The sequence below is a fragment of the Pseudomonas californiensis genome (genome assembly GCF_021147775.1).
GTDB lineage: Bacteria > Pseudomonadota > Gammaproteobacteria > Pseudomonadales > Pseudomonadaceae > Aquipseudomonas > Aquipseudomonas californiensis.
Genome location: NZ_JAGTPK010000012.1, coordinates 115,250 through 139,244, shown reverse-complemented (window position 1 = coordinate 139,244; position 23,995 = coordinate 115,250). Strand labels below are relative to the sequence as shown.

Sequence of the window (23,995 nt, the reverse complement as noted above, 5' to 3'; positions counted from 1 at the left end):
CCTTTCTGCAAATACCAACTTATTAACGGAAAGGCGGCTCGTCAAAGCTTCGCAGCTTGCGTGAGTGCAGCGAGTTCAGCTCAGTGCGCAGGAGATCCAGCGCAGCAATACCGATCTTCAAATGCTGACTGACTGCGCGCTCGTAGAACGCGTTGGCCGAACCCGGCAGCTTGATTTCGCTGTGCAGCGGTTTATCCGATACGCACAACAACGTGCCGTAAGGCACACGCAGGCGATAACCCTGCGCCGCGATGGTGCCGCTTTCCATGTCGACGGCCACGGCACGCGACAGGTTGATCAGCGGACGCTCCTGCGCCCAGCGCAGTTCCCAGTTGCGGTCGTCGTAGGTCAGAACAGTGCCGGTGCGCAGCCGTTTCTTGAGCTCTTCGCCACGCTCGCCAGTGATCTGTGCGGCCGACTCCTGCAACGCCAGCTGCACCTCGGCCAACGCCGGGATCGGGATATGTGGCGGCAGTACGCGATCCAGAATGCCATCACGACGCATGTAGGCGTGAGCCAGCACGTAATCGCCGATGGTCTGCGACTGACGCAAGCCACCGCAATGGCCGATCATCAGCCAGCAATGCGGACGCAGCACTGCCAGGTGGTCGGTGATGTTTTTGGCGTTGGACGGGCCGACGCCGATGTTGACCAGGGTCACACCATGCCCATCTTCGGCGATCAGGTGATAGGCCGGCATCTGATAACGGTGCCACACCACACTGGCAACGATGGCCTGAGCCTCTTCGTGACCCATGCTCTTGTCGACCACGACGTTGCCCGGCAGCACCATGCGCACGAAGCGCGGGTCGTCGCGCAGCTTTTCCAGCCCGTGCAGGATGAACTGGTCGACGTAACGGTGGTAGTTGGTCAGCAGGATCCACGGCTGAACATGTCGCCAGTCGCTGCCGGTGTAATGCACCAGACGGCGCAGCGAGAAATCCACACGGGCTGCATCAAACAGCGCCAGCGGCAAGGGATCGACGTTCGCCCAGTCATAAAGGCCGTCAGCGATGCCATCGGTAGCGGCGGACAGATCGGTGCTGGGGAACACTCGCGCCAGCGCAGCTGCGGTCACGCCGGACCCCGCCAGCTCGTCACCCTGCTCCACTACATAGGGGTAAGGAATGTTCTGCTCGCTGATACCGACTTCTACCGTCACGGTGAAATCACTCATCAACGGCACGAGCTGTTCCAGCAGGTATTTGCGAAACGCCTTGGGCTGCGTGACGGTGACACTGTAGGTACCCGGGAGCTGCACCTTGGCGTAGGCGCGAGTGGTCAGTGGCACTTCACCATGGCATTCGTAGTTCAGACGCAATTGTGGGTAGCGGAACAGCGCTCGTTCTTCGGCGCTGGGCTCCACACGGTCTTTCAGATAACGCTTGAGCGCCTGGCTCAGAGCGCTGGTTGCACGCTCGTGCAATTCGGCAAGCCGTTCGACAGCTTGCTCGGCGGTATCTACAACAACAAAGGCTTGGGTCACGGTTCACGTCCTGTCTGATATTGCAGACCTGTATCGTAACGGGTTCGCGTGCTCATGCCACCTGCGGTGAAGACCTGGCGATCAATGTTTCGACATCGACGCCTCGCGGCAATGTGCCATAAACATGCCCGCCCGAGGCAATTCGGGCGGCAATGAAACCGTCACTGACCGCCGCATTACCGGCTTCGAGCAACAGCGTGGCCTGCAACGCGATGGCAATGTCCTCCGTCAGTTGTCGCGCACGGTACTGAACATCACTGAGGTCGCTGAAGGCTGCCTTGAGTTTTGCGATATGAGCCACCAGACGTCGGTCGCCGTGGCCATCGCCCAATTCATCGAACAGCGCGTCGAGCACGCCGGGCTCTTTGGATAACGCCCGCAGCACGTCCAGGCATTGCACGTTGCCCGAACCTTCCCAGGTCGAGTTGACCGGCGCCTCGCGATACAGACGGGGCAGGATACTGTCTTCCACATAGCCAGCGCCGCCCATGCATTCGGCGGCCTCGTTGATCATGGCCGGGGCGCGCTTGCAGATCCAGTATTTGCCGACCGCTGTGACCAGCCGTACAAACCGCGCCTCGTGATCGTCATCCGAATGGTCCAGCGCACGGCCCATGCGCAAGGTCAGGGCCAATGCAGCCTCGCTCTCCAACGCCAGATCAGCCAGAACATTCTGCATCAAAGGCTGATCGGCAAGCGCACGACCGCCCACGGTGCGATGCGCGCAATGATGCGTCGCCTGAGTCAGCGCCTGACGCATCAAGGCACTGGAGCCGATCATGCAGTCGAAGCGGGTCATGGCGACCATCTCGATGATGGTTGGCACACCGCGCCCTTCCTCACCGATCATCCACGCCAGCGCACCGCGAAATTCGACCTCACTGGAGGCGTTTGACCAGTTGCCCAGTTTGTTCTTCAGGCGCTGGATGTAGAACTCGTTGCGCAAGCCGTCCGGACGATGGCGCGGTAACAGAAAGCAACTGAGACCCTTGTCAGTCTGCGCCAGGGTCAAGAAGGCGTCGCACATGGGTGCCGAGCAGAACCATTTGTGCCCGACCAACTCGTACGCCTGACCCGGCCCGCCCGTGCCCACAGGCCAGGCTCGCGTCGTATTGGCGCGCACGTCGGTGCCGCCCTGCTTTTCGGTCATCGCCATGCCGATGGTTGCGCCGGTCTTTTGCGAAAGCTCGACGTTGCGTGGGTCGTACTGCGTGGAGAGCACCTTGGGCAACCAGATCTGCGCCAGATCCGGCTGGAGCCTGAGCGCGGGCACACTGGCGAAGGTCATGGTCAACGGGCATCCACTGCCAGGATCGGCCTGGGTGTGCAAATAAGTCATGGCCGCTCGTGCGACATGAGCTCCGGGTTGCGGATCGGTCCAGGGCAGCGAGGGGATGCCATGCTCAATGGCGGCGCTCATCAACTGATGATAGGCCGGGTGAAACTCGACCAGATCGATGCGATGCCCATAGCGGTCGTGACTGACAAACACTGGCTTGTGCTGGTTGGCCAAAAAGCCGGCTTCCATCAGCGCCCCCCCTGCCAGTGCGCCGTAGGCGTCGATGCGGGACCGGGCCCAACCGGCGCCGAACCGGTCGCTCCACGCCTGCAACGGCACATCGGCGCGATAAAGATTCAGGCCGTCGAGAGGCGGCGGCTGATTGGTCACTTCGTGGGTTTCGGCGAACTGATTCAAGGTCATGAGTCGTCTCCTGCCTGTGTGCACACGCGTCGTACACAGCAGTGAATCACGCACCTGCGCCATTAAAAAGTGTCGTTCATGCCGAAACACCGGCGCTTTTGCCTTGGATCATGCCTGGCGTCGAATCAAATACCCCACTGTGCCTTGACCTGAGGCGTACGCCGCACCGCGCCAGGCAAAACCTTCCACACCGGCAGGCTCAAGGTGAAGCAACTGCCTTCGCCCGGCTCAGAGTGATGGCTCAACTCGCCGCCTTGCAGCTCGACCAGCTTTCTACAGATCGCCAGACCGATACCCAGGCCGCCGTACTCGCGCGTCATGGAGCCGTCGAGCTGGAAGAAATGCTCATACAGTTTTGCTTCGTCCAGATGGCTGAACCCGATGCCGCTGTCCATCACCTCAATGCGCAAACGTATCTGATCAGCGTCCTGAGGCTGGCTGCTGATGCGCACCTTGACCGCACCCTTGCGGGTGAACTTGATCGCGTTATCCATCAGGCACTCGACACACTGGTACAGCTTGTCGACATCACCTCGGACACTGGGCGGCAACTTGTCGTCCATTTCAAGCGTCAGCAACAGCCCCTTGGAATGCGCTGGGCCGATAAAGCGATCACGCAGCCGCCCCGTCAACTCGCTCAACTCAAAGGCTTCGCACTCAGCGGACAGTACACCGGCATGAAGCTCGGTCAGGGTCAGAATGCCGTTGATCATGCTCATCATGTCTTGCGCGGAGCCAGCAGCGGTCTGCTGGTACATCTCCAGTTCAGCGCTCATGTTCATGGTCTGCATCAGCTCCAGGGAGCCAATCACGCCGTTCATCGGTGTACGCAGTTCATGCGTCAGCGTCGCCAGAAACTCGTCCTTGAGCCGATTGCTGGTGGCCAGTTGCTTGTTGAGCCGCTCCAGGTCCTTGCCCGTCTCGACCAGCGCCCTGGCCTGCTGACAACGGTTGTGATGGATACGATCTGCCAGCGCCATGGAGAGAAATGCAATTTCCAGCACAGTGCTGATGTGCGCGGCGTACAGGGTCAGGAAGGTATTGGGCATATAGCCCATCAGCATCAGGCTGAACACCAGGCTGCCGATCAGAAATATCGACCAGGCGATCACAAAATAGCGAGCGACCCGCTCGCCTTTCAGCAGCACGACGATACCCGCCAGGTAGATCGAAAGCGTACCCGCGACGACGAGGTAAGTGGCAGAGCGCAGCGCAGCGCCATAACTCACGAAAATCGCCATGCACATCACCAGCGCCGCGTAACCAATCACCAGCAGCAAAAGGCGATCGGCCCATCGCGCCACGCGATGGGTCATAAGGAAGCTGCGCGAGAACTGACAGGCAAACAGCGTCGCCATTGCCATCAGAAAAGGCGTCGAGGTGTTGGCCCACCAGGGGTTGTCGGGCCATAGATACTGGATGGCGACGCCGTTGATTGACATCTGGTACAGCCCGAACGAAGCAACGTAGAGGATGTAATAGAGGTAATCGAGATCCCGCACACTGACAAAGATGAACAGGTTGTAGAGCAGCATCCCCAGCAGAACGCCGTAGATAAGACCAAACACATAGATGCGCGCGGGCTGAGCCTCAAGGTACGCGTGGCTGGACCATAGATTGAGCGGCGCCTGGACCGAACCAGCGCTGGCAACGCGCAGATAGAAGGTTTGCAGTTCGCCGGGCTGCAAGTCCAGCTGAAACAGGTAATTGTTCTGTTTGAATGGCCGACTCGCAAACGGCAGCATGTCGCCGGTACGCGCATGCAATTGCGGTCGCCCTTCGGCGTCCGGCGCATAGAAGTCGATATGGTCGAGCGGCGGGTAAGCCAGTTCCAGGAGCCAGTCTTCATGCTGTGCGGCAGCGCGGGGTTGGTAGACCAGATCGACTTTCAACCAGAATGCAGAATGTGAGTATCCGGCATTGAGCGTGTCAGCCTCCAAGGGCCGAAACGCATGCGCGCCTGCTTCTGACGTCACGCTCTCGATGGTCGCGTCGCCAGCCGGGTCTTCGAAGACCTGAATCATTCGCCCCAGAGGCATGAAACGGATGCTTTCATCAAACTCGACGGCATGCGCCAACAAAGGCAGCCAGACAGCCAGCATGAATAACAAATAGCGCATCAAAGCCCCAAAGTAAGTCGTCACGCTCACCCCATCCGTTGACGGCGACGACCCGCAAAGTCCATCCCTGATACAGGCCAGGCAATTCAAAACAGGCGATTACAGATGACTGTCATCCAATGGTTGCCACTCGATTCAAAAACACGCTGAGTTCAATCGGTCCGTCAGCGCACTGAAGCATAGCCGCTTACGAGTGCAAGGCACTATCGCATTAAAATCAGGGCGATAGCTCTATCTCGGCCGCCTCCGGCTCAACATGAATACTCGAAGTATTGAAACTGCAACAATGCCTACACACCACGGAGCCGTGAGCGCAAGAAAAACCGGCATCGACGAGCGGTCCTGAAGGGGTTTAGTGATAAGCTCGCGCACCATGAATATTTATAGCTCCCGTCCCGTTGTCCTCTGCCTCTCCGGCCACGACCCTAGTGGCGGTGCCGGCATGCAGGCCGATATTGAATCCCTGCTGGCCCAAGGCTGTCATGCCGCGCCAGTCATTACTGCGCTGACCGTACAAGACACGGTCAACGTCAGTGATTTTCGCGTTCTGGATCGTGACTGGGTATTGGCCCAGGCGCATGCCGTCCTCAATGACTCGAGCGTAGCAGCCGTGAAGCTGGGCATGCTGGGCTCGCTGGAAATGGTCGATACGGTTGTCGAACTGCTGCTGGCCAACCCGCATTTGCCAATGGTCTGCGACCCGGTATTGCGGGCTGGCGGCGGCGGTCGGCTGGGCAAGGACGAAGTCGGTTACGCCATGCGCGAACGCCTTCTGCCCTTGTCGACGATAGCCACACCCAACCTGCCCGAAGCACGCATTCTTGCGGAGCTGCCCGAAGGTAGCGCAGATGAATGCGCCGAGAAACTTCTGCCGTTTTGTGAATACCTGCTGATCACCGGCGGTCATGGTGATGAGCAGCAAATCCATAATCGTCTTTATGTTCGCGGCGGTCAGACACACACCTTTGTCTGCGAGCGCCTGCCCGGCAGCTATCACGGCTCAGGCTGCACGCTGGCCAGTGCGCTGGCAGGTCGTCTGGCGCAAGGAGAAGAGCGGGTCAGTGCCGTGAAATCGGCTCTGGATTACACCTGGCGAACGTTGCGTGACGCAGAACAGCTGGGCAAGGGGCAATTCGTCCCCCGTCGTCTGCCGCTGGATTTCTGCTCGTAACGCACTGCATGAGGCTTCATTCATGAAACTACGTGGCCTGTATGCCATCACCGACAGCCAACTGCTGACTGGCAAATTCCTGTCTTACGTCGAAGCCGCCCTCGAAGGTGGCGTGACGCTGCTGCAATACCGGGACAAAACCAGTGACGAGTCGCGCCGCCTGCGTGAAGCGACTGAACTGCTCAAACTCTGCGAGCGCTACAAGACCCGACTGATCATCAACGATGACGCCGAGCTGGCTGCTCGCCTGGGTGTCGGCGTGCATCTGGGGCAGACAGATGGCTCGCTGCCAGATGCACGGGCGCTGCTGGGGCACAAGGCGATCGTCGGTGCCACCTGCCACGGCAAACTGGAACTGGCGGAGCGTGCCAAGGCTGACGGCGCAACCTACGTGGCTTTCGGCAGGTTCTTCAACTCCATGACCAAGCCCGGCGCACCGGCCGTCCCACTGGACCTGATCGCCCAAGTGCGCGCCAAGGTGCATCTGCCGATTGCAGTCATTGGTGGCATCACTCTGGAGAACGCCCCGCAACTGGTTGAACACGGCGCAGATCTGTTGGCTGTGGTACACGGTTTATTCGGTGCCGAAAACACCCAGGAAGTCACCCGCCGGGCCCGAGCGTTCACTGAACTGCTGCAGGTTTCGCGTACCTGAGATGTAACTGCGGCACGTCACAGACGACTTTGGAGCGCGCCGCTCTGATCCAGACACCTCGCTGCCTTTCAGCCTTGCCCGACCAGCTTGAACTCGAAGTCTGGCATGCCTGTCGCGTTCTCCAGCGCAAGCAAAGCGCGCTTGCGATCAACGCCGCCGGCGTAGCCGGTCAGGTCGCCACCTGCACCAATCACCCGGTGGCAGGGGACAATGATAGAAACTGGATTCTTGCCATTGGCGGTACCCACTGCACGCGAGTGGCCTGCACCGAGGCCCATTTTTTTGGCCATTGCACCGTAGGAAATCATTTCGCCGTAGGGGATTCTCGCCAGTTCCCGCCAGACCTCCTCCTGAAACGGTGTGCCACGCATGCGCAACGGCACTTCAAAGACGCGACGCTCGCCCCGAAAAAACTCGGTCAATTGCTCGCGAGCCATTTGCACGACCTTGGGCACGGCGTGCTCGACAGGCATCATGATCAGGCCTGGGTAGTGTTTCTGGCCGACGAAATACACGCCAGTCAGTGCATCATCTTCAGCACGCAAAGCGATATCGCCCAGCGGACTGGATAGCAGATAAGCGGAAATCATCGTTTCGCCTCTTCATATTGACGCCAGACATGCACCGTCGCGTAAGCCCGCCAAGGCGCCCACTGAGTGGCGTGTTGATTGAGTTGTGCCGCAGTGTCACAACCCAGGTGTTTTTTCAGAACGGCGTCGCCTGCGGGAAACGCATTGGGCCAGCACAAGGCGCGCATGGCAATGTATTGCACCGTCCATTCTCCGATGCCGCGAATGTGCCGCAAGGCGACCAGCGTTTCCTCCAGCAGTACCAAGGGTTCAAGAATGATGCGCCCTGCCGAGACTTCCTGCGCCACCGCCAGGATGGCTTCAGCACGAATCCGGATGAGACCGGCGGCAATCAGATCCTCATAGTGCAAGCGGGCAATGGCCTCGGCCGTCGGGAACGCATGCTGCAATCCGGAAGGCGCATCCACCACCGGTGTACCGAAGCGCAGGGCGAGCCGGCCGAGAATCGCACGGGCGTTGATCACTGAAATCTGTTGACCCACTACCGCACGCACAGCAATTTCGAAACCGTCGAATGCACCAGGCACACGCATCCCCGGATGATCATTGATCAGTCCACCCAAGTGGGCATCGACAAGGTCTGGCCGGCATCCGGTATCGAATACGCGCCTTACCCCCGCCAGTACAAAGGCGATCCCGGCTTGCAATGAGGCCGACACTGTCACCACCAGCGCATGGCGCAACGGCGCATGCGTCACGCTGACCCAACCTGCCAGACGGCATCCGGCGCGCTCAAAGTCGATAACCCTCGTGTAGGCATGCTCGCTGACATGTTCAACACCTGCGACACAGCGGTGAGCAAGAAATGCCAGCACACCACTCCATGAAAAAGGGGGGCGATACGACAGCTCGAACTGCAAAGTGCTGGCTTGCGCCGGATGCGCGACTTTTCTCAAGCGCAGCGGGTTGAGGCGGTATCTGGCTTTGAACACGTCGTTGAAACGCCGCACGCTGCCAAAGCCCGACGCCAGTGCGACGTCGGTCATCGACAACCCGGTATCGGTCAACAGACGCTTGGCGATCAGCAGTCGCTGGGTCTGAGCGAAATCAATCATCGACACGCCGAACTCGGCTTCGAAAATCCGCCGCAAATGGCGCGACGTCACACCGACCCGCTGAGCCAGTGCATCAAGCGTTCTGCCACTCAGAAAGCCCTCTTCGATCAATCTCGCTGCCGCTTGAGCAAGACGACTCGATACGTCCAGCAAGCTGTTGCCCGGCGCCAACTCTGGACGACAGCGCAGGCACGGCCTGTACCCAGCTTGCTCGGCAGCCGCAGCGGTGGTGTAGAAACTGCAGTTCTTTGCCTGCGGCGCACGCACCGGGCACATCGGCCGGCAATAGATGCCGGTCGAGGACACACCCATGAAAAACCAGCCGTCAAATCGCCGGTCTCTGGCAATGAACGCCGCGTAGCAAATGCTCGGATCGAGAGTTTTCATGAGCCGGACTTTATGCCACGCCTCGGCAAAAGTCTGGCTGATTTCGGACATGTGCATTCGGCAGTCGACTGGCATTTGTTATAGTGCAGGCTTGCTGCGCCTTCTCTGGCTCATGCCATTCAATAAAGCAGCCGATCAAAGACTGCACGCCTTGGCTGAACCCAGCGTAGACCCGAATTCCCCGTTTCAAAGCAGAGACCCGATCATGTCCCGTTCCGAAACACTGTTCGCCAACGCCCAAAAACACATTCCCGGTGGAGTGAATTCGCCGGTTCGCGCTTTCAAGAGCGTGGGCGGCACACCGCTGTTCTTCAAGCATGCTGCTGGCGCCTATGTAACTGACGAAGACGACAAGCGCTACGTTGATTACGTCGGCTCCTGGGGCCCGATGATTCTCGGCCACAGCCATCCAGAAGTCCTCGATGCGGTTCGCAGCCAGCTGGAACATGGTTTGTCGTATGGCGCGCCAACCGCCATGGAAACCGACATGGCCGACCTGGTCTGCTCGCTCGTGCCGTCGATGGAAATGGTGCGCATGGTCAGCTCGGGGACGGAGGCGACCATGAGCGCTATCCGTCTGGCCCGTGGTTATACCGGTCGCGACAGCATCATCAAGTTCGAAGGCTGCTATCACGGTCACTCCGACAGTCTGCTGGTCAAGGCAGGTTCCGGCGCCCTGACCCTGGGCGTGCCTGCAGCCTTTGCGAAACATACCCTGACCGTCCCGTTCAACGATCTGGAAGCCGTGCGTGAAATGCTGGCTGAAGTAGGCCAGGAAGTCGCCTGCATCATTGTCGAGCCAGTGGCCGGCAACATGAATTGCGTGCCACCTGCTCCGGGCTATCTGCATGGGTTGCGCGAACTGTGCGATGAGCATGGCGTTGTGTTGATCTTCGACGAAGTGATGACCGGCTTTCGGGTAGCACTGGGCGGCGCTCAGGCTTACTACAACGTGACTCCCGACCTGAGCACCTTCGGCAAGATCATCGGCGGCGGCATGCCGGTCGGCTGCTTTGGCGGCAAGCGTGAAATCATGTCGCACATCGCGCCGCTCGGCCCGGTTTATCAGGCGGGTACGCTGTCAGGCAATCCATTGGCGATGGCCGCTGGCCTGACCACGCTGCGACTGATCAGCCGCCCAGGCTTCCACGATGATCTGAGCGACTTTACCCGCCGCCTGCTTGAAGGCCTGCAACAGCGCGCTGACGCAGCCGGTATCCCATTCGTGACCACCCAGGCAGGCGGCATGTTCGGCCTGTATTTCAGCGACGTGAAAGAAATCGTAACGTTCCAGGACGTGATGACCAGCGACGCAGAACGCTTCAAGCGGTTCTTCCACTTGATGCTTGAGGGCGGCGTGTACCTGGCACCCAGTGCGTTCGAAGCCGGTTTCACCTCCATCGCTCACGGCGATGCCGAGTTGCAACTGACACTGGACGCCGCCGAAAAGGCCTTCGCAGCGCTCAAATAGCCTACTCGACACGCTCGCGCAGACCGCACAGTTGATCTGCGTGGGCGAGCTTGTGAATCAAACGGAACGTTAACTGCTGAAATAGCTTCTACAATGCAATGCGATTGTTGCGCACAATGGGAGGCTACAGTCGTCCTTGAGTGCTCCGGTGCTGTAAACAAAGGCTTTTCATCGCCGTGCAGCAGAAAATCCGTAAAGACTTTGTAAGGTTGGCTCCGCTTATTTCATAATGCGCAGCCAGCACGTTTAGCTGGCCGGGCCTGCCCGCACCTTTTTCAGAGGTAAGTCGATTCCCATGAACCGCGCCGGCCGCACCCTTGCATTGGGCTGCCTGTTGCTTGTCTATCCCCTGCTGGCAACTGCCGGCGGCAACTCGTTGTTAATCCCAGCGGTGGGTCGTTGCACCCTGAATACCCAGCCAGAGAACCTGCCTGCAGCGCTTTCAGCCTGCCAGCAAGCCGCTCAGTCCGGGGATGCGCAAGCACAATACGAGTTGGGTGAGTTCTATTACGAGGGCAAGAATGCGCCTCGCGACTTGCCGCAGGCCCTGAGTTATTTCGAGCAAGCTTCGTTGCAGGGTCACGCGCAGGCGCAATATCAACTGGGCCTGATGTTCAGCCGTGGCGAAGGCGTGCAAGCCAACAATATCCAGGCCTACATCGTGCTGAAAATGGCTGCGGTCAATGGTTCGGAAGAAGCACTGGATGCCGCAGATGAAGTGTCGGCAAAGATGCAGCGCGATGAACTGGAAGTGGCGACCCAGGTGCTGGGCCAGATATTTCGCAAATACCTGATGGAACTGCAAACCGCCGAAGGTCGCAGTCCGTTCTCTCCACTGCCCTGATCAGACGTCTTCAGGGCAACTTCGCCAAACCTGCAACCCTTACTTTTCCGGCATCGGCATGGGGAACGGCATCACATTGCTGTTGCCACGCGCCTCGCTGATCTTGGGCGTGCCTATGCGTTCGACTTCATCAATACGCACAATCGAATGCATCGGCACAAAGCTGCGCACCACGCCTTCGAACTGAGCCTTGAGTTTCTCTTCGCTCGGGTCCACAACGACGGTCGTACGCTCTCCGAAGACGAACTCCTCCACTTCCAGAAAGCCCCACAGATCACTTTGATAGATCTGCTTGGCGTACATTTCGAACACCTGACCCTGGTTGAGAAAAATCACCTTGTAGATTGGAGCTTCGCGTTTGGTCATAACGGGCGGGTAACGATCGCTTATGAAAATGGGGACGCACTATAGCATGCCCGCCGGACAGCCAACGCTAGGAAGCCGGGCACTTCGTCCCTATAATGCGCGGTTCTTTGAATCAGCTGATGATCACGCATGGCCAAGAAGCTTTATATAGAAACCCACGGTTGCCAAATGAACGAGTACGACAGCTCGCGCATGGTCGACCTGCTGGGCGAACATCAGGCCCTGGAAGTCACCGCTCGTGCGGAAGACGCCGACGTGATCCTGCTCAATACCTGTTCGATTCGCGAGCGCGCCCAGGACCGGGTTTATTCCCAATTGGGCCGCTGGCGTGAGCTGAAGCTGGCCAACCCGGAAATGGTGATCGCCGTCGGCGGTTGTGTCGCCAGCCAGGAAGGCGCGGCCATCCGTGACCGCGCGCCGTATGTGGACGTGGTTTTTGGCCCGCAGACCCTTCACCGACTGCCGGAAATGATTGATGCCGCACGCATTACGCGCCTGCCGCAGGTTGATGTCTCGTTTCCGGAAATCGAAAAGTTCGACCATCTGCCAGAGCCTCGTGTCGACGGCCCGAGCGCTTATGTTTCAGTGATGGAAGGCTGCAGCAAGTACTGCACGTTCTGCGTAGTGCCTTACACCCGTGGCGAAGAAGTCAGTCGTCCTTTCGACGATGTACTGACCGAAGTGATCCACCTGGCTGAAAACGGTGTGCGTGAAGTCACGCTGCTTGGGCAGAACGTCAATGGCTATCGCGGCGCGACGCACGACGGCCGCACCGCTGACTTGGCGGACCTGATTCGTGTGGTCGCAGACGTTGATGGCATCGACCGCATCCGCTACACGACTTCGCATCCGCTGGAGTTCTCGGACAGCCTGATCCAGGCCCACGCCGAAGTGCCTGAACTGGTCAAGCATCTGCACTTGCCAGTGCAGTCGGGTTCGGATCGGGTGCTGGCTGCCATGAAGCGCAACCACACCACCCTTGAATACAAATCCAAGCTGCGCAAGCTCAAGGCGGCGGTTCCTGGCATCAGCATCAGTTCCGATTTCATCGTCGGCTTCCCCGGTGAAACCGAGAAAGACTTCGCCAACACCATGAAGCTGATTGAGGACGTCGGTTTCGACTTCTCGTTCTCGTTCATTTACAGCCCGCGACCTGGTACACCGGCCGCCGACTTGAAGGACGATACGCCAGAGGCGCTGAAGAAAGAGCGCCTGGCTGCGCTGCAACACCGCCTCAACCAGCAGGGTTTTGAAATCAGCCGACAAATGGTAGGCAGTACCCAGCGTATTCTGGTCACGGACTACTCGAAAAAGGACCCTGGCGAACTGCAGGGCCGGACCGAGAACAACCGGATCGTCAACTTCCGCTGTGACAACCCCAAGCTGATCGGCCAGTTTGCCGACGTGCACATCGACGATGCGCAACCTCACTCTCTGCGCGGTTCGCTGCTGCAATAAACCTTGGGTGCCGCGCAGAAATGAATTGCCGAATGAATTCGTTTCTGCGCGGTCACTACCAGTATGGATGCATGACACATGCATCATTCAGCATCGCGAATCCTCTACGCTGAAGGCAAAGCTTTCGCCCGATCAACACTAGGGGTATTCTTCAACACATCTCAATTGCCGGCGGACGGCCATTAAAAGACCTTGAACGCACCCATAGAACCTCATCGCTTTACCCTCGAACCTTTCGAGGCCCATCGTTTCGCCAACTTGTGCGGGCAACTCGACGAGCATCTGCGCTTGATCGAACAACGCCTGGACATCGAGATCCGCAATCGCGGCAATCAATTCGAGCTCATTGGCGAGCCAAGCCAGACCACCTCGGCCGAAAATCTTCTGCGCCGTCTGTACCGGGAAACCAAAGGTACGGACCTGACGCCGGACATGGTTCATCTGTTTCTTCAGGAATCAGGCGTTGCCGGGCTGGACAACCATCAGGCTGCCGAAGTCGGCGTTGCCCTGCGCACTAAAAAGGGCATGATTCGCCCGCGCGGCCTGAACCAGCAGCGTTATGTCAAAGAGATCCTCGGCAACGACATCAATTTTGGCATTGGCCCTGCGGGCACCGGCAAAACCTATCTCGCCGTCGCCTGCGCGGTGGACGCGCTGGAGCGTGAGCAGATCCGGCGCATCCTGCTGGTACGCCCGGCGGTCGAAGCGGGCGAGAAGCTCGGCTTCCTGCCTGGCGACCTTGCGCAGAAGATCGACCCGTACCTGCGACCGCTCTACGACGCACTCTACGAGATGCTCGGCTTTGAATACGTGGCCAAACTGATCGAGAAGCAAGTGATTGAAGTTGCACCGCTGGCTTACATGCGCGGACGCACCCTTAATAACAGCTTCATCATTCTGGACGAAAGTCAGAACACCACCGTCGAGCAGATGAAGATGTTCCTGACCCGTATTGGCTTTGGCTCCACTGCCGTGATCACCGGCGACATCACTCAAGTCGACTTGCCCAAGGGCACCAAGTCGGGCCTGACCCATGTCATCGATGTGCTCAAGGACGTACCAGGTATCAGCTTCACGCACTTCAAACCCAAGGACGTGGTTCGCCACCCGCTGGTGCAGCGCATCGTCGAAGCCTACGAGCGCTACGATGACCGCCTCAGCGATGGCCCATCCGGCAGCAACAGCTACGCACGAGACAAGAACCGCGATGCTTGAGCTGGACCTGCAAGTCGCAAGCAAGACGCAAGCGCCCAGCGAAGCCCAGTTTCGCCTCTGGTGTGAAATGGGCCTGCGGCCGCGCAGTGCCGATTCGGAGCTGACAATTCGACTGGTTGATGAAGCAGAAGGCCGAGAACTCAACCACACTTGGCGGCACAAGGACTACGCCACCAATGTGTTGTCGTTTCCGGCCGATGTACCCGACGACATGTTGGACATTCCGCTGCTGGGCGACCTGGTCATCTGCGTACCGGTGGTGAACCGCGAAGCAGGCGAACAGGGCAAGGCCGTTGACGCACATTGGGCGCACATGGTCATTCATGGCTGCCTTCACCTGCTCGGTTATGACCATATCGACGATGAAGAAGCCGAAGAAATGGAAGCGCTGGAACGAACGTTGCTTGAAGAGCTGGGCTACCCAGATCCTTATGCCGACGACGAAAGCGCCGACCAACCACTTCCAGACACACCAAGCAAGGACCACGAGTAAGGGCTATGAGCGAAGACCGATCGAGCAACGGACAAAAGTCATGGCTGGGTAAACTGACCCAGGCTTTTGTCCATGAGCCGAAAAACCGCCAGGAGCTGCTTGAGCTGCTGCGCGAAGCCCACCAGAACAAACTGCTGGACAGCGAAGCGCTGGCCATTGTCGAAGGTGCTATTCAGGTCGCTGACCTGCAAGTGCGCGACATCATGGTGCCGCGCTCGCAGATGATCAGCATCAAGGCCACACAGACACCCCGCGAGTTCCTGCCTGCCGTCATTGACGCTGCGCATTCACGCTATCCGGTCATCGGCGAGAGCCACGATGACGTGCTGGGCGTGTTGCTGGCCAAGGACTTGCTGCCTCTGATTCTCAAGGCCGACGGCGACAGCGATGATGTAAAAAAGCTGCTGCGCCCGGCGACCTTCGTTCCCGAATCCAAGCGTCTCAATGTGCTGTTGCGTGAGTTTCGCGCCAATCACAACCACATGGCCATCGTCATCGACGAGTACGGCGGCGTGGCAGGTCTGGTGACCATTGAGGATGTGCTTGAACAGATCGTCGGCGATATCGAAGACGAGCATGATGTCGAGGAAGACAGCTACATCAAACCGCTGCCCAGCGGCGACTTCCTGGTCAAGGCACTGACGCCTGTCGAGTCATTCAACGAGTTCTTCGACAGCGAATTCTCCGATGACGAATTCGACACCGTTGGCGGGCTTGTCATGAACGCATTCGGCCACCTGCCCAAGCGTAACGAGATCACTGAAATTGGTGCCTATCGTTTCCGCATCCTGAGCGCAGACAGCCGTCGTATTCATTTGCTGCGCCTGAGCCCCATCTCTCGTCCGTAAACACCTGATGTCGTTTTAAGGAATCTACATGCGCTGGATAACCCGCCCCGGCTGGCCCGGTAATCTGCTGGCCGTGGCGGCTGGCGGCCTTACGACGCTCGCCCTGGCACCCTTTGATTTCTGGCCGCTCGTGCTGGTATCGCTGGTGGTGTTCTATCTGGGGCTGCGTGAACTGAGTCCGCGTCAGGCGTTTGCGCGCGGCTGGTGTTACGGCTTCGGCCTGTTCGGCGCTGGCACCAGCTGGATCTACGTCAGCATCCATACCTACGGCGGCGCCTCTGTGTTACTCGCGGGGCTGTTGATGCTGCTGTTCATCGCTGCGATCGCCCTGTTCTTCGCGCTGCCCGCCTGGGTCTGGGCGCGGTGGATCCGACGCAACGAAGCGCCGCTGGCCGATGCTCTGGCCTTTGCCGCGCTGTGGCTGGCGCAGGAAGCCTTCCGGGGCTGGTTTCTCACCGGTTTCCCCTGGCTCTACTCCGGCTACAGTCAGCTCGACGGGCCGTTGTCGGGACTGGCCCCAGTGGGCGGCGTGTGGCTGATTTCCTTTGCACTGGGCCTGACCGCAGCACTGTTGTGCAACCTGCACCGCTTGCGGGCACGCCGGTCATTTCTAGCCGTTGGCGTGCTGCTTTTGCTGGCACCGTGGGTCGCCGGGCTGGCGTTGAAAAACCATGCGTGGACGACGCCCGCCGGCAAACCCCTGACCGTTGCGGTGCTGCAAGGCAACATCGAGCAGAGCATGAAGTGGGACCCGAAAAAGCTCAACGACCAGTTGGCGCTCTATCGCGACATGACCTTCCGTTCGCAGCAGGCCGATCTGATTGTCTGGCCGGAAACCGCTGTACCGGTGCTCAAGGAAAGCGCGGAAGGCTATTTGTCCATGATGGGCAAGTTTGCGTCCGATCGCGGTTCTGCTCTGATCACTGGCGTTCCGGTACGCGAATCCAATGGCCGGGAGTATCGCTACTACAACGCGATCACCGTTACGGGCCAGGGCGACGGCACCTACTTCAAGCAGAAGCTGGTGCCCTTTGGCGAATACGTGCCGTTGCAGGATGCCCTGCGTGGCCTGATCGCGTTCTTCGATCTGCCCATGTCGGACTTCGCACGCGGCCCTTATGACCAGCCCCTGCTGCAAGCCAAGGGTTATCACATCGCCCCATTCATCTGCTATGAAGTCGTGTATCCCGAGTTCGCTGCAGGCCTGTCCGCGCAAAGCGACCTGCTGCTGACGGTCAGCAATGACACGTGGTTCGGCACCTCCATCGGCCCGTTGCAGCATTTGCAAATGGCCCAGATGCGCGCGCTCGAAGCGGGACGCTGGATGATCCGTGCTACCAATAACGGCGTCACCGGGCTGATTGACCCGTTCGGTAAAATCACCGTTCAGATCCCGCAGTTCGAGCGTGGCGTGCTGTATGGCGAGGTTGTGCCGATGCAGAACCTGACGCCTTATCTGCGCTGGCGCTCATGGCCAATGGTAATTATCTGCGTGCTGCTGTTTGGCTGGGCGCTGCTGGCGGCGCGAATTTCAAAAACCGTCTGACGCGTGATCCACGGATTACGGACAGAAGGAATTGCGCAAGGCAACACTACGCGCCTTGCGCAATTCCTCTGGCGGCAAACGAACCCGGCTCAACGGTAAATCCACGGATACACCAGCAAGCCCGCCGCTTCGTTGAGCAGCACGCCGCTCTGCGTGAACACACGACTCTCCGGCAGCCAACCGCCGAACGGCCGAGCATTGTCGACGCCGAGAAAGCCCACTGGCGCTACGATCACGGTAAAACCGGCCTGTTCAAAACTCCAGCGCGCACGCGGCATGTGCCAGGCCTGAGTGATCAGCACCACACGCTTGATGCCGAGCGGGTGCAGCACTTCGGCGCTCATGGTCGCGTTTTCCCATGTGGTTCGGCTCAGCCCTTCCTGCCAGCGCACCGACACACCGAAATCCTCCTGCAGTGACTGCGCTATGATAAACGCCTCGCTGGGCGGTTCGCCAAGATGCAGACCACCCGACGTCAGCAGTGGCAAACCGGACGCCTTGGCCAAGCGTGCCGCCAGACGCATACGCTCGAGGCCGATGCCGGTCGGCGCATCTGCGCCCCAGGTCGGCGCGCTACGCTCACGCCCACTGCCTAATACCACGATGGCGTCCGCCTGCTGTGAAAGCGTGGCCCACTGCGTCTGCGGCAACGGCGCAACCTGCTCCAGCCTGCGGGCAGCCCATTCCACGGCGACTGGCAGACTCATCAGCCACAAGCCACCCAGGCCCGCCACGAAACAGACCGCCGCGAGACGCGGTCGAGTACGACGCAGCCACCAGGCCAGAATCAATAGAAGGAAAAGAACACCCGGAGGCAAAAGCAGGGTTTTCAGCAGATAGCGAAAAGGCATCGGACATCTCCAGAGATGCCCGAAGCCTAAAATGTTTGAAGCCAAGCAACAATGCTTGATAAAGCAGACCTTCAGTCTGCCGAACTGAAGCGTGAACGCTGTATCAACTGTGGCGACCCGACCGGGTCGATGCCTTGACGCGCCGCTTGTCCTTCAGCCAGATGATGGTTGCTGACGGTCTCGGCGCGTGCATTGAACCGGCTTGTTGTGCTGCTGCGATGAAATTGCCCTTTTGCCCATCCCTGACAACCCCGTCCGCCGCCCTCGTGCCTTTTTCAAGGTAGGCCTCGATCAACTCGAACTCGGCGCAGCTCAACCCTTTCAGCTCAAGTTCGACAGGCGCCTCGTTTCGGAGCCGAACCGCCGTACTCGCAATTTCGAGCGCGAGGCCGAGACGATCAATCAAACGTTCATACAGCTCATAAGTACTGACTGTGCGCTGCAACTCTGTCATCCGCTCACCTCATCGAAGATAAGACATACCCTCGAAGATGAGCTTAGCGCTGCTGCAAAAACCGGTAAAAAACTGCGACCAACGGCCAGTCAGGGCGTCTGGGCAGGGTTTGGCAGCAGTCCAAAGCAATCAGGGTTTCCCTCGATAGACGGCGCTCATGTATGCTACGACGCTTCCTGTAATTCCACTTCCGCGCTCTTGAGCCCGAACGCACCGCACAGACAGAAGCAATTGTCCGGCAAGCGGTGCCGACCTGACTCGGCGAAGCAATGAAGAGGTCAAGGGTCACTAATCTTTAGTCAAAAGTAGCCATGCACGAACTCTATCAGCCCCGCGAAATCGAAGCCGCCGCCCAGACCTTCTGGGAAGAGCAAAAGTCTTTTGAAGTCAGTGAACAGCCCGGCAAGGACACTTTCTATTGTCTGTCGATGTTTCCTTACCCCAGCGGCAAGCTGCACATGGGTCACGTGCGCAACTACACCATCGGCGATGTGATTTCCCGCTACCAGCGCATGCTGGGCAAGAACGTTCTGCAGCCGCTGGGCTGGGATGCTTTCGGCATGCCAGCTGAAAACGCCGCCATCGACAACAATGTTGCCCCGGCCAAGTGGACCTACGAAAACATTGCCTACATGAAAACCCAGCTCAAGAGCCTGGGCCTGGCAATCGACTGGTCTCGCGAAGTGACCACGTGCAAACCTGATTACTACCGCTGGGAACAATGGCTGTTCACTCGCCTGTTCGAAAAAGGTGTGATCTACCGCAAGAACGGCACCGTCAACTGGGACCCGGTCGATCAGACCGTTCTGGCCAACGAGCAGGTTATTGATGGCCGTGGCTGGCGTTCTGGCGCGCTGATCGAAAAGCGCGAAATCCCGATGTATTACTTCAAGATCACGGCCTACGCCGATGAACTGTTGCAGGGTCTCGATGAACTGCCGGGCTGGCCCGAGCAGGTCAAGACCATGCAGCGCAACTGGATCGGTAAGTCCCGTGGCATGGAAGTACAGTTCCCCTACCATCAGGCTTCCATTGGCGAAGCTGGCGCGCTGAAAGTATTCACCACGCGCCCGGACACCCTGATGGGCGCTACCTATGTTGCGGTTGCCGCCGAACACCCGCTGGCGACCCTGGCTGCGCAGGGCAACCCCGAACTGCAGGCATTCATCGATGAGTGCAAAGGCGGCAGCGTCGCCGAAGCAGACGTGGCAACCCAGGAAAAGAAAGGCCTGCCGACCCCGCTGTTCGTTGAACACCCTCTGACCGGTGAGAAACTGCCCGTATGGGTCGCCAACTACGTGCTGATGCATTACGGCGATGGCGCGGTCATGGCTGTGCCGGCTCACGATGAGCGGGATTTCGAATTCGCCACCAAGTACAGCCTGCCGATCAAGGCGGTTGTGCGCACCAGCGCCGGCGATGAAACGCCTGCGCCTTGGCAGGAAGCCTATGGCGAGCACGGCGAGCTGATCAATTCGGGCGAATTCAATGGCCTGAATTTCCAGGACGCATTCAACGCCATCGAAGCAGCGCTGGTGAAAAAGTCCCTGGGGCAGTCGCGCACTCAGTTCCGTCTGCGGGACTGGGGCATCAGTCGCCAACGCTACTGGGGCTGTCCGATCCCGATCGTGCATTGCGACACCTGTGGTGACGTACCGGTACCGGAAGATCAACTGCCTGTCGTGTTGCCGGAAGACGTCGTGCCTGACGGCGCTGGCTCGCCGCTGGCACGCATGCCTGAGTTCTACGAGTGCAGCTGCCCGAAATGCGGCGCACCGGCCAAGCGTGAAACCGACACCATGGACACGTTCGTCGAGTCGTCCTGGTACTACGCCCGCTACGCCTCCCCTCATTGTGAAGGCGGGCTGGTCGAGCCCAACGCAGCCAACCACTGGTTGCCGGTAGACCAGTACATTGGCGGCATCGAACACGCCATTCTTCACCTGCTTTATGCGCGCTTCTTCCACAAGCTGATGCGTGATGAAGGCCTAGTGACGTCGAACGAACCGTTCAAAAACCTGCTGACACAAGGCATGGTCAACGCCGAAACGTATTTCCGCATGGAAGCCAACGGCAAGAAGACCTGGATCAACCCGGCCGACGTGACTCTTGAAAGAGACGCAAAAGCCAAGGTGATCAGCGCTCGCCTGACCAGCGACGGCCTGCCGGTCGAGATCGGCGGCACCGAAAAGATGTCGAAGTCGAAGAAAAACGGTATCGACCCGCAGACCATGATCGACCAGTACGGCGCAGATACCTGCCGTCTGTTCATGATGTTTGCCTCGCCACCGGACATGAGCCTGGAGTGGTCTGACTCCGGCGTTGAAGGCTCGCACCGCTTCCTGCGTCGCGTATGGCGTCTGGCCCAGGCTCATGTAGGCCAGGGCGCGACCGCCAGGCTTGACCTGACTTCGCTCACTGATGATCAGAAAGCGATTCGCCGTTCAATTCATCAGGCGATCAAACAGGCGAGCCAGGATATTGGCCAGAACCAGAAATTCAACACCGCCATCGCTCAGGTGATGACCGTGATGAATGTGCTGGAGAAAGCACCGCAAGCGACTGCACAGGACCGTGCGCTGCTGCAGGAAGGTCTGGAAACCGTTGCCCTCCTGCTGGCTCCTATTACGCCGCACATCAGCCATGAACTGTGGAAGCAACTGGGCCACAACGAGGCGGTTATCGATGCTGGCTGGCCTGTGCTGGACGACAGCGCACTGGTGCAGGACAGCCTGCAACTGGTTATTCAGGTGAACGGCAAGCTGCGCGGCCACCTCGAAATGCCTGCCAGCGCCAGTCGCGAAGAAGTCGAAGCGGCCGCCCGCATCAACGACAATGTACTGCGCTTCATTGATGGCCTGACGATCCGCAAAGTGATCGTCGTACCGGGCAAGCTGGTCAATATCGTCGCCAGCTGACCGGATAAGGCGCCCGGCACACGCCGGGCGCTGAACATATTTCCAAGGGACGCACAGTCGGCCCACACGGATTCAAGGGGAGCATCAAGATGATCAAACGCAATTTGCTGGTGATGGGCCTGGCCGTTCTGTTAAGTGCCTGTGGCTTCCAGTTGCGTGGCACCGGCAGCAACGAATTGGCTATCAAGGAGCTGGATGTCAGTGCACGTAATGCCTATGGCGAAACGGTCACACAGTTGACTCGCCTGCTGACCAGTTCCGGTGTGAATGTCTACACTGGCGCCACCTACAAGCTGATACTGGTCAACGAAGCAGAAACGCAGCGCACCGCCAGCTATTCGGGCTCGGGCCGCTCCGCCGAATACCAGCTGACCAACACGCTGAACTACGAAATTCACGGCGAGAAAGATCGCTTCCTGCTGGGCGACAAAGTCAGCGTGGACCGTTCGTATGTGCACGATGGCAACAACCTGACAGGTTCCGATCAGGAAGCAGCTCAGGTTCGTCAGGAAATGCGTAGCGATCTGATCCAGAAGATGATCGCCCGCCTGCAACAGCTGACGCCGGCCCGTCTGGACGAACTTCAGGCCAAGGCTGACGCAGTCGCCAAAGCTGAAGCAGACGCTCTCGAGGCCGCGCAGCGAGTGCGTGACGAAACGCCTCAGCAGTCGCCTGTCGAAATCCCGAGCCGATAAGTGTTCGGGGCCAGCTTGCTGGCCCCAACACCCTCTGACCGATGAAACTTGCCCCCGCCCAACTTGGTAAACACCTGCAAGGTGCGCTAGCGCCTGTCTACGTGATCAGCGGCGACGACCCGTTGCTCTGCCAGGAAGCGGCAGACGCCATTCGTGCCGCAGCTCGTCAGCAGGGCTTCGACGAACGCCAGGTGTTCAGCGCAGATGCCAGTTTTGACTGGGGCACTTTGCTCCAGGCAGGCGCCAGCATGTCGCTGTTCGCCGAGCGACGTCTTCTGGAACTGCGCCTGCCGTCCGGCAAACCCGGCGACAAAGGTGCGGCGGCGCTCATGGAATACTGCGCACGACCAGCCGAAGACACCCTGCTATTGATCAGTCTGCCCAAGCTGGATGGCAGCGCTCAGAAGACCAAATGGGGCAAGGCGCTGGTCGAAGGCGCACAGACCCAGTTTGTGCAAATCTGGCCCGTGGATATCGGGCAACTGCCGCAATGGATCCGCCAACGCCTGTCTCAGGCGGGCCTGGCCGCGACCCAGGACGCCGTTGAATTGATTGCCGCCCGGGTCGAAGGCAACCTGTTGGCTGCAGCACAGGAAATCGAAAAGCTCAAATTGATGGCCGAAGAAGGCCAGATCACCGTCGAAACCGTACAGGCTGCCGTGGCCGACAGTGCGCGGTTCGACGTGTTCGGGCTGACTGATGCGGTCCTCAACGGTGAAGCCGCTCACGCCCTGCGCATGCTCGAAGGGCTGCGCGGCGAAGGCGTCGAAACACCTGTGATTCTCTGGGCGCTGACCCGTGAACTGCGTGCGCTGGCCAACATGTCGCTGCAGTTCAGCCAGGGTGTGCCGCTGGACAAGGTCTTCAGCTCCGCGCGTCCACCCATTTGGGATAAACGCAAACCGCTGATGAGCAAGGCATTGCAACGTCACTCGTCCAAGCGCTGGAGCCAGTTGCTCATGGACGCTCAACGCATCGACGCGCAGATCAAGGGTCAGGCGGCAGGTTCTCCATGGAGCAGCCTGAGCCGGCTGGCCTTGCTGATGGCTGGACAACGACTGCCACTGCCAGCGGAGTAGCCGTATGTGTGACTTTCACGGAGCACTGGAGCCGATATTTCGCGCAATCTGCTACCCCATCGGCTGGCCAATCGTCCGTCTCCTGACGCTTGGCAAATACCCTGTAAAAGGCTCGTGGTTCTCGACAGCGCCAGCAGCACAATGGACCTCAGGGATCGGCCTTGCGGTGCTGCTTGTCGTGATGATGGCGCTGCTGAAACAATTCGACGTTATCTGACCTCCGAAACATCTGATCAACCTCAGACAGTTCCTCTTTGCCGCCTGAAACAACGCCCGTGTCCAGCTTTTCCATAGCGCACAACTATTGGACAGACGTTGCGCCCTGCCCGATCATTCGCGACGCATTGAAACACCCATCAGGAGCACCTGCCATGAGCAAGCCAAAGCGGCCGAACAAGGCCAAATCAATCATCGCCCAGCCATTGTTCCGCAGCCGTCAGGAACAACCCTCCAAGGGCAAAGGCAGCTACCGCCGCGAAGCCTTCCAGTCTAAAAGCTGGGAGGCTTCCTGCTTTATGGCCGCCTGATATCAAGCAACATCTCCAGGGCGCTTTAGACTGCTCAGCCGTGTTATGGTCTGCACCTAACGGT

General features: G+C 59.1%; 22 protein-coding genes. 14 read left to right on the top strand and 8 right to left on the bottom strand.

Annotation, left to right across the window (positions count from 1 at the left end):
• Positions 1-22: 22 nt before the first annotated feature.
• From amn to KDX37_RS14230, 3 genes are all read right to left on the bottom strand, one after another.
• The gene (gene amn, locus KDX37_RS14240) at positions 23-1,486 is read right to left on the bottom strand and encodes an AMP nucleosidase (protein WP_231653314.1); all 1,464 of its coding nucleotides are present in this window, start codon (positions 1,484-1,486) and stop codon (positions 23-25) included.
• Positions 1,487-1,538: 52 nt separating this feature from the next.
• Positions 1,539-3,188: an acyl-CoA dehydrogenase family protein gene (locus KDX37_RS14235; protein ID WP_231653313.1), complete on the bottom strand. Its 1,650-nt coding sequence runs from the start codon at positions 3,186-3,188 to the stop codon at positions 1,539-1,541.
• 125 nt (positions 3,189-3,313) lie between these two features.
• The gene (locus tag KDX37_RS14230) at positions 3,314-5,308 is read right to left on the bottom strand and encodes a sensor histidine kinase (RefSeq protein WP_231653312.1); all 1,995 of its coding nucleotides are present in this window, start codon (positions 5,306-5,308) and stop codon (positions 3,314-3,316) included.
• Between the two features lie 373 nt (positions 5,309-5,681).
• Here KDX37_RS14230 and KDX37_RS14225 point away from each other — a divergent pair, with 373 nt between their 5' ends.
• Complete coding sequence (locus KDX37_RS14225) at positions 5,682-6,479, top strand: hydroxymethylpyrimidine/phosphomethylpyrimidine kinase (RefSeq protein WP_231653311.1); 798 nt, start codon at positions 5,682-5,684, stop codon at positions 6,477-6,479.
• 22 nt (positions 6,480-6,501) lie between these two features.
• Entirely contained in the window at positions 6,502-7,134 is a 633-nt protein-coding gene (thiE, locus tag KDX37_RS14220; RefSeq protein WP_231653310.1) for a thiamine phosphate synthase, read from the top strand.
• A 68-nt stretch (positions 7,135-7,202) separates the two neighbouring features.
• Here thiE and KDX37_RS14215 read toward each other — a convergent pair whose 3' ends face one another.
• Both KDX37_RS14215 and KDX37_RS14210 read right to left on the bottom strand, forming a co-directional pair.
• Positions 7,203-7,724: a methylated-DNA--[protein]-cysteine S-methyltransferase gene (locus KDX37_RS14215; RefSeq protein WP_231653309.1), complete on the bottom strand. Its 522-nt coding sequence runs from the start codon at positions 7,722-7,724 to the stop codon at positions 7,203-7,205.
• Complete coding sequence (locus KDX37_RS14210; RefSeq protein ID WP_231653308.1) at positions 7,721-9,166, bottom strand: DNA-3-methyladenine glycosylase 2 family protein; 1,446 nt, start codon at positions 9,164-9,166, stop codon at positions 7,721-7,723. Before KDX37_RS14210 ends, KDX37_RS14215 begins: the two co-directional genes overlap by 4 nt.
• A gap of 205 nt (positions 9,167-9,371) precedes the next feature.
• Here KDX37_RS14210 and hemL point away from each other — a divergent pair, with 205 nt between their 5' ends.
• Both hemL and KDX37_RS14200 read left to right on the top strand, forming a co-directional pair.
• Positions 9,372-10,637: a glutamate-1-semialdehyde 2,1-aminomutase gene (gene hemL / locus KDX37_RS14205; protein ID WP_231653307.1), complete on the top strand. Its 1,266-nt coding sequence runs from the start codon at positions 9,372-9,374 to the stop codon at positions 10,635-10,637.
• A gap of 295 nt (positions 10,638-10,932) precedes the next feature.
• Positions 10,933-11,481, top strand: a complete 549-nt coding sequence (locus KDX37_RS14200; RefSeq protein ID WP_231653306.1) for a tetratricopeptide repeat protein — start codon at positions 10,933-10,935, stop codon at positions 11,479-11,481.
• 39 nt (positions 11,482-11,520) lie between these two features.
• Here the strand turns inward: KDX37_RS14200 and KDX37_RS14195 are convergent, their stop codons facing one another.
• Complete coding sequence (locus tag KDX37_RS14195) at positions 11,521-11,847, bottom strand: DUF1820 family protein (RefSeq protein WP_231653305.1); 327 nt, start codon at positions 11,845-11,847, stop codon at positions 11,521-11,523.
• A 129-nt stretch (positions 11,848-11,976) separates the two neighbouring features.
• On the opposite strand from KDX37_RS14195, the gene miaB reads away from it, so the two are divergent.
• The 5 genes from miaB (at position 11,977) to lnt (ending at position 17,407) form a co-directional block, all read left to right on the top strand.
• A complete protein-coding gene (miaB, locus tag KDX37_RS14190) occupies positions 11,977-13,305 on the top strand; it encodes a tRNA (N6-isopentenyl adenosine(37)-C2)-methylthiotransferase MiaB (protein WP_231653304.1) in 1,329 nt (442 codons plus the stop codon).
• A 192-nt stretch (positions 13,306-13,497) separates the two neighbouring features.
• Entirely contained in the window at positions 13,498-14,520 is a 1,023-nt protein-coding gene (locus KDX37_RS14185; protein WP_231653303.1) for a PhoH family protein, read from the top strand.
• Positions 14,513-15,013, top strand: coding sequence for an rRNA maturation RNase YbeY (ybeY, locus tag KDX37_RS14180; protein WP_231653302.1), 501 nt, complete (start codon positions 14,513-14,515; stop codon positions 15,011-15,013). Before KDX37_RS14185 ends, ybeY begins: the two co-directional genes overlap by 8 nt.
• Before the next feature lie 5 nt (positions 15,014-15,018).
• Entirely contained in the window at positions 15,019-15,861 is an 843-nt protein-coding gene (locus tag KDX37_RS14175; protein ID WP_231653301.1) for an HlyC/CorC family transporter, read from the top strand.
• Positions 15,862-15,889: 28 nt separating this feature from the next.
• The gene (gene lnt, locus KDX37_RS14170; RefSeq protein ID WP_231653300.1) at positions 15,890-17,407 is read left to right on the top strand and encodes an apolipoprotein N-acyltransferase; all 1,518 of its coding nucleotides are present in this window, start codon (positions 15,890-15,892) and stop codon (positions 17,405-17,407) included.
• Positions 17,408-17,496: 89 nt separating this feature from the next.
• On the opposite strand, the gene KDX37_RS14165 is transcribed toward lnt, so the two are convergent.
• Together KDX37_RS14165 and KDX37_RS14160 are read right to left on the bottom strand one after the other, a co-directional pair.
• Complete coding sequence (locus KDX37_RS14165) at positions 17,497-18,258, bottom strand: YdcF family protein (RefSeq protein WP_231653299.1); 762 nt, start codon at positions 18,256-18,258, stop codon at positions 17,497-17,499.
• A gap of 103 nt (positions 18,259-18,361) precedes the next feature.
• The gene (locus KDX37_RS14160) at positions 18,362-18,712 is read right to left on the bottom strand and encodes a hypothetical protein (RefSeq protein WP_231653298.1); all 351 of its coding nucleotides are present in this window, start codon (positions 18,710-18,712) and stop codon (positions 18,362-18,364) included.
• Between the two features lie 311 nt (positions 18,713-19,023).
• On the opposite strand from KDX37_RS14160, the gene leuS reads away from it, so the two are divergent.
• From leuS to arfA, 5 genes are all read left to right on the top strand, one after another.
• Entirely contained in the window at positions 19,024-21,630 is a 2,607-nt protein-coding gene (gene leuS / locus KDX37_RS14155; RefSeq protein WP_231653297.1) for a leucine--tRNA ligase, read from the top strand.
• 89 nt (positions 21,631-21,719) lie between these two features.
• The gene (locus KDX37_RS14150) at positions 21,720-22,325 is read left to right on the top strand and encodes an LPS-assembly lipoprotein LptE (protein ID WP_231653296.1); all 606 of its coding nucleotides are present in this window, start codon (positions 21,720-21,722) and stop codon (positions 22,323-22,325) included.
• A 41-nt stretch (positions 22,326-22,366) separates the two neighbouring features.
• Positions 22,367-23,404 (top strand): DNA polymerase III subunit delta, encoded by a 1,038-nt coding sequence (gene holA / locus KDX37_RS14145; protein ID WP_231653295.1) that lies wholly within the window; start codon positions 22,367-22,369, stop codon positions 23,402-23,404.
• A 4-nt stretch (positions 23,405-23,408) separates the two neighbouring features.
• The gene (locus KDX37_RS14140) at positions 23,409-23,621 is read left to right on the top strand and encodes a hypothetical protein (RefSeq protein WP_231653294.1); all 213 of its coding nucleotides are present in this window, start codon (positions 23,409-23,411) and stop codon (positions 23,619-23,621) included.
• 154 nt (positions 23,622-23,775) lie between these two features.
• On the top strand, positions 23,776-23,931 hold the full coding sequence (gene arfA / locus KDX37_RS14135; protein WP_003376569.1) for an alternative ribosome rescue factor ArfA: 156 nt from the start codon (positions 23,776-23,778) through the stop codon (positions 23,929-23,931).
• The last annotated feature ends 64 nt before the right edge of the window (positions 23,932-23,995 follow it).